17 protein-coding genes and 1 tRNA gene are annotated in these 16,438 nt (G+C 69.2%); 7 read left to right on the top strand and 11 right to left on the bottom strand.

The features are described from left to right. Positions 1 to 6: 6 nt before the first annotated feature. From VGJ96_08885 to VGJ96_08850, 8 genes are all read right to left on the bottom strand, one after another. Positions 7 to 684: a hypothetical protein gene (locus VGJ96_08885; protein HEY3287220.1), complete on the bottom strand. Its 678-nt coding sequence runs from the start codon at positions 682 to 684 to the stop codon at positions 7 to 9. Between the two features lie 151 nt (positions 685 to 835). Then, positions 836 to 1,540 (bottom strand): hypothetical protein, encoded by a 705-nt coding sequence (locus VGJ96_08880; GenBank protein ID HEY3287219.1) that lies wholly within the window; start codon positions 1,538 to 1,540, stop codon positions 836 to 838. 171 nt (positions 1,541 to 1,711) lie between these two features. Further along, positions 1,712 to 2,488, bottom strand: a complete 777-nt coding sequence (locus VGJ96_08875) for a hypothetical protein (GenBank protein ID HEY3287218.1) — start codon at positions 2,486 to 2,488, stop codon at positions 1,712 to 1,714. A 22-nt stretch (positions 2,489 to 2,510) separates the two neighbouring features. Continuing rightward, positions 2,511 to 3,656, bottom strand: a complete 1,146-nt coding sequence (locus VGJ96_08870; protein ID HEY3287217.1) for a hypothetical protein — start codon at positions 3,654 to 3,656, stop codon at positions 2,511 to 2,513. Then, complete coding sequence (locus VGJ96_08865; GenBank protein ID HEY3287216.1) at positions 3,647 to 4,840, bottom strand: hypothetical protein; 1,194 nt, start codon at positions 4,838 to 4,840, stop codon at positions 3,647 to 3,649. Before VGJ96_08865 ends, VGJ96_08870 begins: the two co-directional genes overlap by 10 nt. Then, positions 4,833 to 5,495, bottom strand: coding sequence for a hypothetical protein (locus tag VGJ96_08860; GenBank protein ID HEY3287215.1), 663 nt, complete (start codon positions 5,493 to 5,495; stop codon positions 4,833 to 4,835). The genes VGJ96_08865 and VGJ96_08860 overlap by 8 nt, the downstream gene beginning before the upstream one ends. Then, positions 5,495 to 6,394 carry an ABC transporter ATP-binding protein gene (locus VGJ96_08855; protein ID HEY3287214.1) on the bottom strand — a complete coding sequence of 300 codons (900 nt, stop codon included), beginning with the start codon at positions 6,392 to 6,394 and terminating at the stop codon, positions 5,495 to 5,497. Before VGJ96_08855 ends, VGJ96_08860 begins: the two co-directional genes overlap by 1 nt. Next, complete coding sequence (locus VGJ96_08850) at positions 6,391 to 6,771, bottom strand: GntR family transcriptional regulator (protein ID HEY3287213.1); 381 nt, start codon at positions 6,769 to 6,771, stop codon at positions 6,391 to 6,393. Before VGJ96_08850 ends, VGJ96_08855 begins: the two co-directional genes overlap by 4 nt. Before the next feature lie 129 nt (positions 6,772 to 6,900). On the opposite strand from VGJ96_08850, the gene VGJ96_08845 reads away from it, so the two are divergent. Then, positions 6,901 to 7,290 carry a hypothetical protein gene (locus tag VGJ96_08845; GenBank protein ID HEY3287212.1) on the top strand — a complete coding sequence of 130 codons (390 nt, stop codon included), beginning with the start codon at positions 6,901 to 6,903 and terminating at the stop codon, positions 7,288 to 7,290. Between the two features lie 31 nt (positions 7,291 to 7,321). Here VGJ96_08845 and VGJ96_08840 read toward each other — a convergent pair whose 3' ends face one another. Beyond that, positions 7,322 to 8,614 (bottom strand): acetyl-CoA hydrolase/transferase C-terminal domain-containing protein, encoded by a 1,293-nt coding sequence (locus VGJ96_08840; protein HEY3287211.1) that lies wholly within the window; start codon positions 8,612 to 8,614, stop codon positions 7,322 to 7,324. Positions 8,615 to 8,753: 139 nt separating this feature from the next. On the opposite strand from VGJ96_08840, the gene VGJ96_08835 reads away from it, so the two are divergent. Then, positions 8,754 to 8,826: transfer RNA gene (locus tag VGJ96_08835), tRNA-Gly, on the top strand. A 106-nt stretch (positions 8,827 to 8,932) separates the two neighbouring features. On the opposite strand, the gene VGJ96_08830 is transcribed toward VGJ96_08835, so the two are convergent. Next, positions 8,933 to 9,379, bottom strand: coding sequence for a CBS domain-containing protein (locus VGJ96_08830; protein ID HEY3287210.1), 447 nt, complete (start codon positions 9,377 to 9,379; stop codon positions 8,933 to 8,935). A gap of 195 nt (positions 9,380 to 9,574) precedes the next feature. Between VGJ96_08830 and glgP the strand changes: the two genes are divergently transcribed. The 3 genes from glgP (at position 9,575) to VGJ96_08815 (ending at position 14,809) form a co-directional block, all read left to right on the top strand. After that, positions 9,575 to 11,728 carry an alpha-glucan family phosphorylase gene (gene glgP / locus VGJ96_08825; GenBank protein ID HEY3287209.1) on the top strand — a complete coding sequence of 718 codons (2,154 nt, stop codon included), beginning with the start codon at positions 9,575 to 9,577 and terminating at the stop codon, positions 11,726 to 11,728. 184 nt (positions 11,729 to 11,912) lie between these two features. After that, complete coding sequence (locus VGJ96_08820; protein HEY3287208.1) at positions 11,913 to 13,547, top strand: glycogen/starch synthase; 1,635 nt, start codon at positions 11,913 to 11,915, stop codon at positions 13,545 to 13,547. Between the two features lie 131 nt (positions 13,548 to 13,678). Then, positions 13,679 to 14,809 carry a hypothetical protein gene (locus VGJ96_08815; protein ID HEY3287207.1) on the top strand — a complete coding sequence of 377 codons (1,131 nt, stop codon included), beginning with the start codon at positions 13,679 to 13,681 and terminating at the stop codon, positions 14,807 to 14,809. Between the two features lie 67 nt (positions 14,810 to 14,876). On the opposite strand, the gene crcB is transcribed toward VGJ96_08815, so the two are convergent. Beyond that, positions 14,877 to 15,269 carry a fluoride efflux transporter CrcB gene (crcB, locus tag VGJ96_08810; GenBank protein ID HEY3287206.1) on the bottom strand — a complete coding sequence of 131 codons (393 nt, stop codon included), beginning with the start codon at positions 15,267 to 15,269 and terminating at the stop codon, positions 14,877 to 14,879. A 123-nt stretch (positions 15,270 to 15,392) separates the two neighbouring features. Here crcB and VGJ96_08805 point away from each other — a divergent pair, with 123 nt between their 5' ends. After that, positions 15,393 to 15,878, top strand: coding sequence for a YbhB/YbcL family Raf kinase inhibitor-like protein (locus VGJ96_08805; protein ID HEY3287205.1), 486 nt, complete (start codon positions 15,393 to 15,395; stop codon positions 15,876 to 15,878). 101 nt (positions 15,879 to 15,979) lie between these two features. Further along, positions 15,980 to 16,324 carry a hypothetical protein gene (locus VGJ96_08800; GenBank protein HEY3287204.1) on the top strand — a complete coding sequence of 115 codons (345 nt, stop codon included), beginning with the start codon at positions 15,980 to 15,982 and terminating at the stop codon, positions 16,322 to 16,324. Positions 16,325 to 16,438 lie beyond the last annotated feature (114 nt).

Genomic DNA, 16,438 nt, shown 5'->3' with positions numbered 1-16,438 from the left:
CACCGTTCAGGCGCGCAATACGGTGTATCCGTATTCACCCGCCCGCTGCGCGGCGAGGATGCCGGAGGCCGTCACGTGCGCGTTGGCCGGCAGCGACTTCACGAGTTCATCCATCACCGCTTCCACGTCGTCGTGGCTCGCCTTCGCACCGGCGATCATCCCGGCGAGGCCGCGGGTGGCGACGCCGCAGATGGCGAAGTGCACGCCGCGGCGGGCGAGACCGTCGAAGGTGAAGGAATCGGGGTTCGACTTGGGCCTGGTCGAACCCGGCCGGAACAGATTGCCGCCCTTCACCTTCCTGCCGGTCGCGGGATGCTCGTACTTCTGGTTGCGCAGCACGTCGTACTTCTGCCAGACCTCATTGGAGAACGCGACGTCCGTCGCGTTGTGGCGCAGGCAGATGATGACGGCCTGATCGGCGTCCTTCAGGTTGTATCCCGACTGGCTGGTGCGCAGGAAGTTCCACCCGAAGCCCAGCGCCGCGGCCGCCTCGGCGATCTCGGTCGCGTCAAGGAAAAGCCGATGCTTCCCCGGGACCTTGTCGAACCAGGCATCCTGGGCGTAGCGGGGGAGGTCACGGCTGTCCGGGGCGGTGGCCTGCGTCGCCTGCGCGAGCGTTCGGGGCGGCGAGACGAGAGAGGCGGCGCCGAGCGAGGTGGCGGTGAGGAAGGTGCGACGACGCATGGAAACCCCGATTGAGGATTTGGAATCCGGATCGCGATGGAGGATAACGAATCCGGATAGCGAATGCCGATTCCCAGCAAGAATCGCCCATCGCCGTCCTCCATCGCAATCCTGAATCCAGTTCCGGATTCCACATCCTCAATCGTTGTCGCTAGCCGACGTAACTAAACGCGTACCCCCGCTCCTGCGCCCGCCCGACCGCCACGATGCCGGCCGGGACGAAGTGCGTGTTTGGGAGGGCGCTGGCGCGGAGTTCGGCGTAGATCTCGTCGGCCTTGCCGCCCACACCCTTGGCGGTGAAGTCGGAAAAGACGCGCGTCGCGAGGTCGCAGACGGCAAACTGGTAGCCGCGCGCGGCTGCCTCCTCGACCGTCACGCCGCGATTGGGCTGCATTCCGGGGAGCCCCTTCGTGTTCCAGGCGTTGCGCTGGGGCGCCGCGCCGGTGGCGGGGTCCTTGAAGTTGATCACGCCGCCCCAGAACGTGCCGTATTTCGCCCAGACGGAATCGTTGAAGGCGAACGGCGTGGCGAAATGGCGATAGCCGATCAGGATCGCTAGGTCGGCCGCCTCGAGCCCGTACCCGTTCTTGTTTGCCAATGCGAAGTTCGAGGCAAACGAGATGGCCTCCGCCGCGCCTTGCGGTGAGATGGCGTCGAGGAAGAGGCGATGCTTGCCAGGAAGCCCGTCCATCCAGTCATCCTGCGGATGCCGCGCGGCCCGAAAATCCTTCGGAGAGGGTTCGGCGAAGGCCGGTGCGGATCCGGCGACGATGGCGGTTCCGGCCGCGGCGAGACCGGCGGCAAGACGGGCCACAAACGTGCGACGATGCGAAAAAGCGCCGAGCATGGGGGGCATGAGGGCCTCTACGGAAAAAGGGGGGCAAACTTCACCACTTTACGCTTGCAGGCGGAAACGCGCCAGATGTGACGGTGCCGATGTAGGACGGCGACTGACACCTCGCTCGGCGGGGTGTCAGTCGCCAGGGCCGCCGTGGCCCGTAAGTCGCCGACAGACGGTGCGATAGCGCTACGGGCGCTCGCAGGCCGGCTCGCCCTCCCTAGATGCGACGACGCGCTCGCGCTCGGTTCGCGGAACGAACGGCAGTTCGTCCGGGCTGCCCACGTAGATGACGCAGCTCTTGCCCAGGCGGCGATGCACCACGATGCCGCTCCACCCGCGGCTACCGGCGAAAATGACCTGCGGGGCGAACGCCGGGCGGGTCCCCTTCGGGGGCGGGTAGAGGCCGAGGAGGGAGCCGTCCGTGGTATAGGTGCCGTGCTCCGCCCAGTGCTTCTCCTCGGCGACCACCAGGTTGCGCAGCGCACTCTTCATCTCGGCGATCTGCTGGTTCTCGACCGCGGCCATCGCCTCGTCGCACGTCGGCTCGCCTTCGCGCCCGGCGCGCCCTTCGCGCGCGGTTTTCGGCGGTTTGACGTCACTCGGCCGTCCGACCCAGATCACGCAGGTTGCCCCCGCGACACCGGCGTGGGTCGCCGAAGCCGACCATCCCGTGGCCTTGGACTCGAGCAGTGTGAGCGTCGCTTTCGTCGGCGACCGGAAGCCGGCGGCCTTGAGCGCCGCGAGATCCGTTGCGTACGTCCCGTGATCGGCGAAGTACGCCTCCTGGCTGGTCACCAGTTGTCGCAGGGTGGAGCGCAACGTGACCAGCGGTGAGGGACCGGTCGGCGCGGCGGGTTGCTGCGCAGCGGGTTGCGGCGCGGCGGTTCCAGCGGGCTGCTGTGCGGAGAGCGTGGCCGATGCGCAGCAGAAGGCAGCCGCACCGAGTGAACGTCGGGTCAACATGGACAACCTCGAGTGAGTAGGGTCAGCGCCGACGGCGCGGATGCGACAGGGTCGCAAGACCGGCGAACGCGGCGGCGATGAGGAGCGTAATGACGAACTCGATGACACTGACGGATGCACCGGCGCGCATTGGCGGCACCTTGCCCATCAGGACGCGGCGGGCGAGCGAGTCGACGGGAACGCCGGTAAGCTGACGGTAGGCTTCAGGCGGCGCCGCGTTGCCGCGCCACAACACGGCGAAGCGGTCGGTCCCCAGGCTCGTGGCCAGTGCATTCATCAAGTCGTACGAGCCCTGCCAGTACCATCCGAACCAGCGCCAGTCGGAGGCGACGTCGGTCACCACGCCCAGGGGACGATCGCTCACCGGCGCCAGCACGTCGAGGCACTGCTCCTCGCGTCCGGCCGCACACCCGCGCGCGCGTAGGAAGAGCGCGCCGTTGTCGCTGCGCGACCCGAAATACGGGTTGATGTAATCGCTCAACTGGCGCATCAGGAGCGGCGGGCGCTGCGGATCGTAACCGCCACCCACCGGCCTGTATTCGCGCTCGATCAACCAGCGCCGCATGGCGGGCGACGGGAGGCCGAAGGCGGATTCGAAACCGCACAGCCCAAGGTGTCTGGCCTGCGGAAAGTTCGTGCCGAGCGCGCGCTGCACGTCGCGCGCCATGCGCGCCGGGTCGCTGAGCGCTTCGTCGCTGACCCGCACGCGAACCACGATGGCGCAGTACGGCGCGGCGGCGTCGCCGCCCTCGATCGAAAGCGTACTGCGCAGGCGGTACGCTCGGCCGGTGTCCACGACCACGAGGACCGGGTGTGCGATCAGTCGAGGCAGGGACGCGTGGGTGACGGTGTAGTTGGCCGCGATATGTCGCTGCAGCGAACCGGGCACGCGCGCATCCACGACGATTCGGTTGCGGTCCGCGCCCGGCCACCCGCGGATCACCCGCTGCACGGAATCGCGCACCTGGCGCGACCAGAAGGCGCTCTCCACGGCGCGCAGGGTGTCGCGGGTGGAGACATTGGCAAGACGCACGCGATCCACCGCACTCGTCAGGCGTCGCACCTGCGTGCCATAGGACGGACCGGCGGGGCGCGGCGGCCAAGCCAGGAGCAACAGCGCGAAGGCAGCCACGGCGATCCCCGCGGCGCGGCGGACGGTCATCTCCATGGTGCGCTCCTCATCGCCCAGCCGAGGCAGACGCCGATGCACGCGAGGCTCGCGACCACGAAGACCACGCCGGGGAGCGGCGAGTGGGGCCGCGCCGCAATCACCTGCTGCATCCAGCGGCCGAGGAGTTCGTCCGCCGGGATTTCCGCCGCCGCGGCGAGCTGGCCGCCGACGGTGGCAGCGGAACTCGTGCGCAACCGCGACACCGCCTGCGGTCCGCCAATCTCCATGGCGAGTCGCGCCAGCGACGCGCGTGCGGCGTCGGGCATGGGGATGCGGAATGCCTCGGGCGGAATGAGCGAGAGCATATGGCGGCACGCCTCCGGACGGCGCTCCCCCACGCACGCATCCTGTTCGTCGCGGCTGAGGTGCTGGTACATCCACGACCGCTGCATCGCGTCGCCAGCCGTGCGCGCGAGGGTCGGCAGGTCAGAGTCGTCGTACCAGGCCCCGATGCGATCGGCCGGCATCGAGTCGAGCGCGAAGCCGGAGCGACACGCGCGGCGATCGCCGGCCACGCACCGACGCACGACAGCGGCGTCGGCCGTAGCGAGGGCGCGATACAGTTCGGCGCTCACCGACGACATCGTCGCGCGGAGCGGCACGCGCGTGTTGAGCCACGGCGCCACCGGATCGGGGAGCCGCAGCGCGACGGCGCGCTCGAGCACATTGAGAATGCCGGCCGCCAATTCGTCGCGGTCCACCGGATACGGGAGCGTCGTGCCGGCGACGCCGCGCGCATCCATGGTCGCTTCGAGCGAGACCTGCGCGAGGCGGCCCTTGGTAGTTGCCACTGTCGGACGCGAAAACGGAAGCAGCGACGTGCGGTAGAGCGACCAGCTCTCACGGAGCGTGAAGTGCACGCGCCGGGTCAGCGAGTCGGCCTCGCTGCCCAGCAACTCTCGCGCGGAGCCAGCGGCTTGGGCCAGCGCCGCGCTCGCGACCGGCTGCAACGTGGTGGTGGTGCGCAGCGTGTAGCCCATCGCCTGCACGGTGACCACCAACCCGGAATCTCGCGTAGCCGCCTCGATCTGAGCTACCCGCGCCGCCAGCGACTCGGCACGGGCGCGCAGCGCGTCGCGCCGTACCAGCAGCGAGTCGCCTTGCGCGGCCAGCGCCGGCGCCCGGACGAGCGATACAAGGCAGAGCGCGGCGCAGGCCGCGCGAACGCGACCGCTAGACATCCACGAGCATCCACTTGGAGAGGAAGGCGGCGAGCGGGCCGCGATCGGAATAGATCGCGTCGAAGAACCAGCCCATCACCACCGGCTTTTCCGTGGCGCCGAAGCCGGCGAGCAGCAAGTCCACGACCGCAATGGCCGCCACCGATGCCACGAGCAGGCGCACCACGCGAGGGTTGCTGCTGAGCAACGCGAAGACCAGGGCAAATGGCACCAGCGCGCCGAGCCAGAATCGAACCGCCAGACCCACCGGGTAGGCATGCAGCATCGGCGGCAGCGGGGCGATGGCGGCGGCGATGCCGCCGAACAGTCCCACGGACACCGCGACGATGCCCAGCAACGCGGCGCCAGCGACGAATCGCAGCAGCACAAAGCGCCAGCGAGGGACGGGGAGCGACAGGGCATACACGTGCTGGCGGCTGGCGTCGGCCTGCCACGCGGCAATGGCCACGACCACCGCCAATCCGAGCGCGAGCAACTGGTACATGGCGCTCGCGCCCACGATCCCGTAGTACAGCGACGGAATGTGGTAGGTGTCGAGCGACTTGTACGGCATCGCGCGCATCGCGTTCACCGGGATGTAGCCCGCGATGAGGACCGCCAGTACGATGACTGGCCGGGTCCACTTCCACTGCGTATAGAGAACGGCGCGGAACATCAGGCAGTCCCCCCTGAGCGCGCGGTGCTCAACAGCTCCACGAAGCTCTCCTCGAGATCCAGGTCAATCACCTCGCGCAGGGTTGCCCCCTGCGCCGCGAGCCACGCGGCCATCTGGGGCTGCCACCCGCGCACACCCCACTCCTCCTCGGAACCAGCGGTCGGCGTGCGGCCCAGCAGCGTGAACGGCGCGGCCGGCAGCACGGGCGGCGCGCCGCTGACGCGCAGCCGCTTGATGCCGCTGCGGAAGGTGTTCATCGGCATTTCGGCGACGAGCGCGCCATTGTCCATCACGCCCACCCAGTCGCAGACGCGTTCCTGCTCGTGCACGAGGTGGCTGGAGACCAGCACGGTGGCGTTGCGCGTCGAGACATACTCGACGAGCGCGCCGAGCACGTCGCGCCGCACCACCGGATCGAGCCCGTCGGTGGGCTCATCCAGCACCAGCAGTTCCGGCTGGGTGGCGAGGGCCAGGAGCATCATCAACTTGCCGGCCTCGCCCTTGGACAGTCGCTCGATCTTCTGCTCCGAGCGGAGGGCAAACTGTCGCCGCAGTTCCTCGGCGCGCGACGGATCCCACGTCGTATAGAACGCGCGGTGGTGGTCCATCATCTCGCCGATGGTGAGCGAGGCATACAGGTGCACCCGTTCGGGGACGTAGCCCAGCCGGGCGAGCGCCTGCGGCGCGCCCTGCGGGATCTGGTGCCCCAGCACCTCGATGAGGCCGTCGTCGGCCTCCTGCATGCCGAGGATCAGCTTGATGGTCGTGGTTTTGCCCGAACCGTTCGGTCCGAGAAAGCCGTAAATGGCGCCCGTCGGAACCGTCATCGTGAGGTCGCGAATGGCGAACTCCCTGGCGGGGCGGTAGGCCACGTGCTTCAGCGCGATTGCGTCGCTCATCGCGTGGTCTCCTCGAGTTCGTCGTTGAGCGCGTGTTTGAGGTCGGCAGCGGTGATGCCGCGGCGGGCGGCCTCCGCGAGCAGGTCGCGGACCAGGCGGCGGGCATCGGCGGCGCGTTCGCGGGCGCGCCGCTCCGGGGTCACGTCGGTGACATAGGTGCCGGCCCCCTGGCGCATCTGGACCAGCCCTTCGGCTTCGAGTTCGCGGTAGGCTTGCACGACCGTGGCGGGGTTGACGCGCAGTCGAGAGGCGAGGGCGCGCACCGACGGGAGGCCATCGCCGGCTTTCAGCTCGCCGGCGCCGACCGCCACGCGGACGCGGGCCGCGATCTGGGCGTAGATGGGGATGGGACTGCGGGAGTCGATGCGATCAAACACGGGGATAGTGTGCTAGTGTACCGATACACTAGATGTGTCGGGTGAATCTGTCAAGAGGGGGGTGGCCGCACGGTCCGCGCCCACGCAGGTTCTAGGCAGAAGGGCCACCCTTTCACGAGAACCGTGCCGATGCCTCGGCGTCGCTGGCCGAAGATTCCCGATACCCTGCCGTGTCCCGGCGGCGACGTGGCCGTGAAGGTCGTGAGCCCGAAGGTGATTGCGCAGTACGCCGACCCCGGCGAGGAGCTGTTCGGGTGCTTCGTGTCGGAGCAGCGCACCATCTTCCTGCGCAGCACCGTGCATGGCGAAGCCCGCTGGCGGGTGCTGTGGCACGAACTGATGCACGTGGGGCTCGAGGACAGCGGATTGCGCAACGGCCTCGACCATCCGCTGGAAGAGGCGATCTGCGACGCGCTCACGTCGCTGGTGATGCGGGTGGTGTACGACCGACGGGCGAAACCGGCGAAACCAGCGAAGCCAGGCAAACCGGCGATACAAAGAAACCGCGGCCGCCCGTAGCAGGCGGCCGCGGCGTCCCCGGCAGCTCGCGCTAGTGCCGCAGGCGCTTCAGGTCCTTCGACAGCTCGGCGCGGAAGTCCGGGTGCGCGATGGAGATCAACGCCTCGCCGCGCTCACGGAGCGTGCAGCCGTGCAGGTTGACCGCGCCGTACTCCGTCACGACCCAGTGCACGTGTCCGCGGGTGGTCACCACGCCGGCACCCGGGTTGATCTCCGTGCAGATGCGCGAGATGGTGCCGCTCTTCCCGGTGCTGGGCAGCGCGATGATCGCCTTGCCGCCGCGCGAGAGCGCGGCGCCACGGATGAAGTCCATCTGGCCGCCGATGCCGGAGTAGATGCGGTGGCCGAACGAGTCGGCGACCACCTGCCCGGTGAGATCCACCTGAATGGCGCTGTTGATGGCGACCACGCGCGGATTGCGCCGGATGACGGCGGTGTCGTTGGTGCGGTCGCACGGATGAAACTCGACCGCCAGGTTGTCATGCACGAAGTCGAACAGGCGCTTGGTGCCGTTGATGAACGACGTGACGGTGCGCCCGGGGTGCACCTGCTTGAACTTGTTCGTGACGACGCCGGCCTCGATGAGGTCGACCAGCCGGTCGGAGAACATCTCGGTGTGGACGCCGAGGTCGTGTTTGTCGCCCAGCCGGCTGAGGACGGCGTCCGGGATGGCGCCGATGCCCATCTGCAGGGTGGAACGGTCCTCGACGAGCCCGGCGATGATCTCGCCAATGCGTCCTTCCACCTCGTTCTCGACGCCGCCCGCATGGTCCAGGAGCGGGCGATTGGTGCAGATGAAGGCGTCGATCCGGTCGAACGGCACGTTGGTGTTGCCGTGCGTCCGCGGCATCTGCTCGTTGATCTCGGCGATGATGAACCGCGCGCTATCCACGGCGGCGCGGGCGGTGTCGACCGAGGTGCCCAGCGAGCAATGGCCGTGGGCATCCGGCGGCGACAGCTGCACGATGGCGACGTCGAGCGCCACGCGCGCCGAGCTGAAGAGCGACGGGACGTCCGAGAGGAAGATCGGAACGAAGTCGGCGTGTCCGTGCTCGATGGGGCCGCGCAATCCGGGGCCCGTGAAGAGCGAGATGGAGTGGAAGCGCTGCCACTTGTCGCCCTCGAGCCAGGGCGCGGGGCCCGCGAGGTGGAGGTGGTAGAGCTTGATATTCTCGAGGTCATCGCGCGAGGCGAGGGCTTCGAGCAGCGGCATTGGCGTGGCGCAGGCGCCGTGGACAAAGACCTTCATGCCGCTCGTCACGAGCGCCAGGGCATCGGCGGGCGAGACGGCGCGAGCGCACCAGTCGGCGGGTTGATGGGTCACGGAAATCTCAGGGGCAGAGGCACAGTCACGGGGAGCGCCTGCAAAATACGACTGCGGAGGGTCATTTACCGAGGGGGGAAAGCCCCCGGCAGACGCCAGCTTGTCCCCATCATTGGAGTCAGGTATAATCCCATACCACGCGGGCGTAATTCAGTTGGTAGAATGCCAGCTTCCCAAGCTGGACGTCGTGGGTTCGAGTCCCATCGCCCGCTCTGAGCTAGCCGACGGGCCCTGTTCCCCCCGGGAATAGGGCCCGTCGCGCGTCTGGCGCCGAAATCCGTGGCGGGGCCGGCGCGCAGCGTCACCGCGGCCCGCGGATCAGGGGCGCGCGTCCGCCGGTGACGCCACCTCCCGCTCGATCCCCTCGACCATGTGGGGATCCGCCGGCCGCAGCCGCGTCGCCAGGTCCACCACGGCCACGACGCCCGCCACCCGGTCGTCGGCCGCGAGCACCGGAATCCGCCGGATGTGATCGCGCCGCATCTTGTGCGCCACCGTGTGAACGTCGTCATCCATCCGCACGGTCGTGAGGTGACGGGCCGTCATCACCTCGCGCACCGCGCTGTCGAGTCCGTGTCCTTCGGCGACGCAGCGCACGACGATGTCGCGGTCGGTGAGCACGCCACGCAGGCGCCGGTCGTTGAGGTTGTCGATGACGGGCAGCATGCCCACGTGGCGATCGCGCATCACCTCGGCGGCTCGCGATACGGGCTCGTCGGGGGTGATCACCGACGGATGCGCGGTCATGACGTCGCGCGCTTTCATGGCTCCTCCTTGCTGCGCCGCGCATTGGCGGGGCAGCGGCCTCCCTCTCAAGTCTATGTCGCCCAAACCTGCGGGAAAGGCCACAACGACCCTCAGCCCGTCAGGATTCGTCCTACCGGGTATCCGTTTCCCGATCGACGCCGTCGGCGCGATGCTCGGCTGGACATTCCGCCGGACGCACCTACCTTGGCGGGCATGCCGCCCGTCTTCCCATTCCTCCCCCAGCGCCTCGACGGACTGGTCGACATCGCGTGCAACCTCAATTGGACGTGGAACCGCGAGGCCCGCCGGCTCTTCGCCACCATTGATCATCAGCTCTGGACGCGCCTGCGGCACGATCCCTTCCAGCTGCTGCTGCAGGTGGGACCGGAGCGGCTGGCGCAGTGCGCCGCGGACCCGGGTTTCCTCGCGCACTTCGATGCGGTGATGCGTTGGGCGGCGGCCGAGCAATCGCGGTCGCAGACCTGGTTCATGCAGCGTTTCCCGCAGCAGGCCAACGAGACCATCGCCTACTTCTGCGCGGAGTTCGGGGTGCACCACACGGTCCCGATCTACTCCGGCGGACTGGGCGTGCTGGCCGGCGACCATTGCAAGACGGCGTCGGACCTGGGCGTGCCGCTCGTCGGCGTCGGGATTCTCTATCGCAACGGCTACATCGACCAGGAGGTCCGCGCCGACGGCTGGCAGGAAGAGGCGCCGATGCAGCTCGACCTCGCGCGCACCGTCCTCGATCCGATCGACGGACCCAACGGCGCGCCGCATCTCGCGATGGTGCGCATGGCGGGGCGCGACGTCTACGTGCGGGCGTGGAGACTGCGCGTCGGGCGCGTGACCATCTACCTGCTCGACACCGACCTCGAGCAGAATCACTTTGACGACCGCCCGCTGCTGAGCCGCCTCTATGCGGGCGGACCCGAGATGCGGCTGCGCCAGGAGTGGCTCCTTGGCGTTGGCGGCGTGCGCGCGCTGCGCGCGCTCGGCATCGCGCCGTCGGCCTGGCACGCCAACGAGGGACACGCCGCCTTCATGTTCGTCGAACGGGTTCGCGAGATTGTCGCGACCGGCATTCCATTGAAGGAAGCGGTGCACGCGGTCCGCGCGTCGAGCACGTTCACCACGCACACGCCGGTGCCCGCCGGCCACGACACATTCCCGGCCGCCGACGTCGCCGCGTGCACCGGGCCGGTCTGGGACGAACTCGGCATCTCGCAGGATGCGTTCATGCGCATCGGCCACCATCCGAGTGACGCGTCGGGGCGGTTCCACATGACGGCGGCGGCCGTCCGGCTGAGCCGGCGCTTCAACGCCGTCTCGCGCGTCCACGGCACCGTCACCCGCAAGCTGTGGGGATCGCTCTGGCCGGAGCGGCGTGCGGTGGATCTCCCCATCACCTACGTCACCAACGGCGTGCATCTCGCCACGTGGATGTCGAATGCCGTGATGCAGCTGCTCGATACGCACCTGGGCGCCGGATGGGGCAACCGGGTGGACGATCCGAAGCTCTGGGACGACGTGCTCGCCGTGGATGCGCAGGCGCTGTGGGAGGTGCACCGGCACCTGAAGCGGACGCTGCTCGTGCATATGCGCGAGCAGGCGCGGCTCGCCTTCACGCAGCACACGCGCGAGGCGGCGCGGCTGGCCGGCACGGGGGTGCTGCTCGATCCGGAGGCGCTCACGCTCTGCTTCGCCCGCCGGTTTGCGACCTACAAGCGGGCCAACCTGCTGTTCCACGACGTGGAGCGGCTGCTGCGCATCGTCAGCAACCCATCGCATCCCGTGCAGATCATCTTTGCGGGCAAGGCGCATCCGGCCGACGGCCCCGGCAAGCAGATCCTGCAGGAGGTGTACCAGGCCACGCGCGATCCCCGCTTCGAGGGACGGCTCGCCTTCGTCGAGGACTACGACACGCACTTGGCGCACGTGCTCGTGCAGGGGGCGGATGTCTGGCTCAACCTGCCGCGCATTCCGATGGAGGCGTCGGGGACGAGCGGGATGAAGGCGGCGCTGAACGGCGTGCCGCAGCTGAGCACGCTGGACGGCTGGTGGGAGGAAGGGTTCAACGGCCACAACGGCTGGGCGATCGCGCCGGAGCCCGGCGAGGGCGTTGCGGAGGACGACGCGGCCGCGGCGGGGCAACTGTACGACCTGCTCGAGACCGCGGTTGTGCCGATGTACTACAACCGCGACGTGAACGGCCTGCCGCAGCGCTGGATCCAGGTGATGCGCCACGCCCTGCGCGCGGCCGGCCTCCGGTTCAATGCGCGGCGAATGTTGATGGAGTATGTCGGCGATTACTATGTGCCGTCGATGCGAGGGGAGAGGACGCCGGACGAAGCGCCAACGGCGTGAGCAGCCGCTTGCTTGCACGCACGCGCGGTGATGCCTACGGCATCGGCGTGGCCAAGGTCGGATTTTCGCTGATACTCACGCCGCGCCGTGTGCCGTAGCGTGCAGCAGCGGGCGCCCCTGGATCGCCGCGTGATCAGGCCGACCCGCCGGCAGGGCTTGGCGCGCGCGCTAGGCGGGAGCGGCCATGGTTTCGCTCGACGAGTCGGTGCAGCAACAGGGAGAGATCGTTGCCGTCGCGTCGACGTCGCGCGATGCCACCGCGTCGCGGGCGATCCCCGGTCGGCATGCGGGGGCGAATCGTCGTCCCGCCCGCCGCGCCATCGTGCACCTCACCGCCGAATACCACGGCTACGCGCGCACTGGCGGGCTGGCGGAGGCCGTGGCGGGGCTCGCGAATTCGCAGGCACGCGCGGGGGAGCGCGTCTACACGTTCCTCCCGCTGTACGCCTCGGTGCGCGAGGTGGTGCCGCGCCTGCAGCTGCTCGCCCCGCCATCGCGCCTCGTCGTGGGACCACTCACGGAGGACGTGCGGTTCTATCGCGACGCGACGCGCACCGGCGCGCCGCACGTGATCTTCGTCGACGCGCCGGCGTGCTTTGACCGGCCGGGCCTCTACGGCGACGACCGCGGCGACTACCCCGACAATCACCTGCGCTTCGCCATGTTCGCCCGCGCGGCGCTGCGCGGGATCGGGCAGTTCGTGCAACGGCCGCTGCTGCTGCACGCCCATGACTGGCACGCGGCGCTGGCGCCGGTCTACATGCGGACGCACCCGGAGTGCGCCCCGCAGTTTGCCGACACACCGGCCGTGATGTCGGTGCACAATGCGGGCTATCAGGGCCACTTCGGCGCTGACGTCATGGCCGATCTCGCGCTGGCGCCCGCACTCTGGCACATGGAGCGCCTGGAATGGTACGGCCGGCTCAACCTGCTGAAAGGAGGCCTGGTCTTCTGCAACGCGGCCGTGACGGTGAGCCCCGCGCATGCCTCCGAACTGCGCACCGCGGAAGGCGGCTTCGGCTTGCACGACACCTTCCGGCAGTTGGGCGATCGCCTGGTGGGCATCTGCAACGGCATTGATGTGAAGCTCTGGGACCCCGCCAGCGACGACCAGATCGCGGCGAACTACTCGCGCGAGGACCTGACCGGCAAGGCCGTCTGCAAGGACGCGCTGCAGCGCGCGTTCGCCCTGCCGCGCCTCGCGCACGTCCCGTTGATCGGCATGTCATCCCGCCTCGCAGCCCAGAAGGGATTCGACATCGTGCTGCGCAGCGCGCGCCTGCGCGAGTCGGAGCTGCAGCTCATCGTCATCGGCGAGGGCGACGCGCGCATTCGGGACGCCGTCACCGCGCTCGTGGCGGCGCACGCCGGACGCATGGCCTGCAGCTTCTCGTTCACCGATCGCCTGGAGCACCAGCTGATGGCCGGCGCCGACATGGTGCTCATGCCCTCGCTGTACGAGCCGTGCGGCCTCACGCAGATGCACGCGTCACGCTACGGCACGCCGGTCATCGGCCGCCGCGTGGGCGGCATCGGCGACACCGTGGCGGACGAGGACACCGGATTCCTGTTCGACCGATTCGACGTCTCCTCGATGGAGGCCGCGCTCGATCGCGCGCTCACGCGCTACCGCGATGCGCTGGCGTGGCCGGCCATGATGCGACGGGCGATGGCGCGCGACTTCGGGTGGGATCGCTCGATGACCGGGTATGCCAACGTGTATCGCGCGGCGGTGCAGGGCGCCGTCGCGGCGCGAGAAGCGGCAGCGGCAACGCACGTGACGTCGTCAGTTGAACCCTGTCAGGGTTCCGTGCGATGAAGCCCTACCCTTTTCCAGCGTAGACCCTACTGCGCCGAGGCGCGCGCCGAGGCATTCATTAATGCAGCGAGACGCTCGCGCGCTGCGCGGGCCCCCCAGGGCGTTCCGCCTGTTACTGGAGGAGCGGATTGATGATGCCCTTTGCGGAACTCGTGGCGCTCGACGCCAAGCTGCGCGAGACGCCCACACTGACACTATACCTTGACGGCCGGAGCGAAAATCCGGCATGGCGCACCGCCTGGCGGCGGTCCCTGAAACAGGAGGAAAGTCGTTTGCGTCACGCGCTGGGCGACGCCTCGCACGACGAGCGCGAAGCCTTCACGCGGAACATCGACGCACTGGAAGAGCACCTGTCACACCGTCGCGGCACGCTCGACGCGCCGGGCTGGCTCGGCGTGGTCGCCGACGGAAAAGTCTGCCTCGACATGCCGCTGCGCGGCGTCACGCCGACGCTCGGGGCGTGGCGCAAGGGGGTGGCGCTCGCGCCCTTCCTGTGCGCGGCAGAATTGGGCGGCGGGGAAGCGTGGGTCGTGGTGGCCGACAGCCGCGCGGCTCGCATTTTCCACTGCGATGACGACGGCGTGCGACGCATCGACACCGTCCGCACGCTCCCGCATCACGATCGTGAGGCGCCGACCGGCACTGCCCGGCCCGGCACGGTTCACCCGGCGGCGCGCGGCGGCGTCGGGCGCGACGCGGCCGAGCGTGAGCGCCGCGAGGCGCGGTCGCGGATGCTGCGCGAGCTCGCGAGCCGAGTCCGCGCGCTGACCCCGGCGCTCCCCGTCTTCGTCGGCGGCACGCCGCAACTGCTCGACGAGGCGATGGCGGCGATTGAGCGCGAAGGCGTGCAGAACGTGATTGAGACGCCCGCCCTGGGCGCCCGGGCGCGGGTCAGCGAGATCGCGCGGGCCGTGAGCGAGGGCCTCGTGCAGCTGCGCCGCGGCGCGGAGCAGGAGCTGGTGGAGGAGTTGCTGCGCCGGTACGGCAACGACGACCTGGCCGCGGCCGGGGCCGCCATCACCGGACGGGCGCTCGACGAGCGGTGCGTGCACACGCTCGTGCTGAGCACGTCGTTCATCGCGCTGCAGCCCGAGGTGGCTGAGGTCTTCGTGCGATCGGCGCTGGCGCAGGACGCGCGCGTGGAGGTGGTGTCCGGCGATGCGGCGCGAATGCTGGAGGAATCGGGCGGCACCGGCGTACTGCTGCGATTCTCCACGTTCCGGCTGAGCGCCGAGACCGAGGGCGAACTCGCGCACGTCTGATCGCGGCGGCTACCGATGTTCTTGCGGCGGGCGGCCACCACGGCCGCCCGCCGTGCGTTCGCCGTCCCTACGAGGCGCGCAGGAGCACCAACTGGCGGGCGCCGAGGATGCCGGCGTACGCGCCCACCACGGAGAGCAGCACGCTCAAGGCGATGTAGGCGGCGGCGCGGCCGAGGAATCCCTCCTCGATGAGCGCGACCGTCTCGAGGCTGAACGTCGAGAAGGTGGTGTAGCCGCCGCACAAGCCCGTGGTCAGCAGTGCCCGCACGTCGGCGGGGACCCCGGCCGTCTCGTACGTCCACGTGGCGAGGAAACCGAGCAGCACGCTCCCGGTAATGTTCACGAGAAGCGTCGCGTACGGGAACGACGACACGGCCCGCTGCTCGAGCCAAGCAGAAAGGAGAAAGCGGGCCACGCCGCCAACGGCGCTGCCAAGGGCGACGGCAAGGACAAGGCGCATCGGGGAAAGATGGGAGATGGAGGACGGGAGACGGAAGATGTGAAGCGGATGACGGGACACGGATGATGGGGTGGTGGCGAATGCGCGCTTGCCGAAATGGGCGGTCGATTGGAAGTTGCAGACATGGAACTCATCTCCGGCTCGTTCGCGCACGGTGAGGCAATCCCCGTGCGGCACACCTGCGATGGAGCGAACTGCTCGCCGCCGCTCGCCTGGTCGAATGCGCCTTCCGCCGCAAGGAGCCTTGCGCTGCTCGTGGACGATCCCGACGCGCCCGATCCGGCGGCGCCAAAGCGCATCTGGGTGCACTGGGTCCTGTACAACATCCCGCCGTCCGTGAGCGCGCTGCCCGAGGGCGGTGCGCGGTCGCCGGTGCCGAGCGGTGCGCTCGAAGGTCTCAACGACTCCGGTGATCCTGGCTACGAGGGACCGTGTCCCCCCATCGGCCGCCATCGGTATTTCCACACCCTCTACGCACTCGATACCGTGCTGCCCGACCTCGGCCCACGGGCCACGCGCAAGGATCTGGATGCGGCCATGCGCGGGCACATCCTCGAGACGGCGGCGGTGATGGGAACGTACCAACGGGCGGGAACGGGGAGGGGGTAGGGGCTTGGCGAGGCGGGGACGAGTGCAGGAACGGGATACCGCGGCGTGAATCAGGGGGGCGTCGACCGCCGTAGGGTGAGCATCCACCACAGGACATCATCGTGCGCGATCTCGTGAAGTCGTTCCTCCTGGGCCTCGTGGCGCTGGTCGTGCTCATTCCGTTGGGGTTCGTCTTCCTCACGCTCGGCATGCCGGTCATGGCCGCCCTGTTCGTGCTGACCATCCCCGTCGTCGCCGTGCTGGCGCTGGTCGGCATTCCCATCTTTCTCGTCGTGGTGCTCGCCGCAGCACTCCTGGCGGTCGTCTTTGGCGTGCTGGGGGCGGTGCTCGCCGTCGGCTTCGCGGTGGTGAAACTGCTGCTGGTGGTGGTGCTCCCCATCGCCCTCCTCGGATGGGTGGTCAGCGCCGCCTTCACCGCGTGGCAGCGCAGGGAACGCACGCCGTAGCGAACGGCGAGCGATACGCGGCGCGGGCGGTCGGGGTGGGGCCCGGCCGCCCGCGTGCCTCTTGGGGGAGCCGCAAACGCTACGAGTTTGCCTGGCGTATCATTAAGCTGAAGA

The organism is Gemmatimonadaceae bacterium, assembly GCA_036504815.1.
Classification (GTDB): Bacteria; Gemmatimonadota; Gemmatimonadetes; order Gemmatimonadales; family Gemmatimonadaceae; genus PNKL01.
Note: the sequence above shows the minus strand (reverse complement) of the source record. Positions and strands in the feature narration are given on the sequence as shown.

Bases quoted from the DNA above. Each gene is read 5' to 3' on its own strand.
- VGJ96_08885 (HEY3287220.1), bottom strand. From the start codon at position 684: ATGCGTCGTCGCACCTTCCTCACCGCCACCTCGCTCGGCGCCGCCTCT.
- VGJ96_08880 (HEY3287219.1), bottom strand. From the start codon at position 1,540: ATGCCCCCCATGCTCGGCGCTTTTTCGCATCGTCGCACGTTTGTGGCC.
- VGJ96_08875 (HEY3287218.1), bottom strand. From the start codon at position 2,488: ATGTTGACCCGACGTTCACTCGGTGCGGCTGCCTTCTGCTGCGCATCG.
- VGJ96_08870 (HEY3287217.1), bottom strand. From the start codon at position 3,656: ATGGAGATGACCGTCCGCCGCGCCGCGGGGATCGCCGTGGCTGCCTTC.
- VGJ96_08865 (HEY3287216.1), bottom strand. From the start codon at position 4,840: ATGTCTAGCGGTCGCGTTCGCGCGGCCTGCGCCGCGCTCTGCCTTGTA.
- VGJ96_08860 (HEY3287215.1), bottom strand. From the start codon at position 5,495: ATGTTCCGCGCCGTTCTCTATACGCAGTGGAAGTGGACCCGGCCAGTC.
- VGJ96_08855 (HEY3287214.1), bottom strand. From the start codon at position 6,394: ATGAGCGACGCAATCGCGCTGAAGCACGTGGCCTACCGCCCCGCCAGG.
- VGJ96_08845 (HEY3287212.1), top strand. From the start codon at position 6,901: ATGCCTCGGCGTCGCTGGCCGAAGATTCCCGATACCCTGCCGTGTCCC.
- VGJ96_08830 (HEY3287210.1), bottom strand. From the start codon at position 9,379: ATGAAAGCGCGCGACGTCATGACCGCGCATCCGTCGGTGATCACCCCC.
- glgP (HEY3287209.1), top strand. From the start codon at position 9,575: ATGCCGCCCGTCTTCCCATTCCTCCCCCAGCGCCTCGACGGACTGGTC.
- VGJ96_08820 (HEY3287208.1), top strand. From the start codon at position 11,913: ATGGTTTCGCTCGACGAGTCGGTGCAGCAACAGGGAGAGATCGTTGCC.
- VGJ96_08815 (HEY3287207.1), top strand. From the start codon at position 13,679: ATGATGCCCTTTGCGGAACTCGTGGCGCTCGACGCCAAGCTGCGCGAG.
- crcB (HEY3287206.1), bottom strand. From the start codon at position 15,269: ATGCGCCTTGTCCTTGCCGTCGCCCTTGGCAGCGCCGTTGGCGGCGTG.
- VGJ96_08805 (HEY3287205.1), top strand. From the start codon at position 15,393: ATGGAACTCATCTCCGGCTCGTTCGCGCACGGTGAGGCAATCCCCGTG.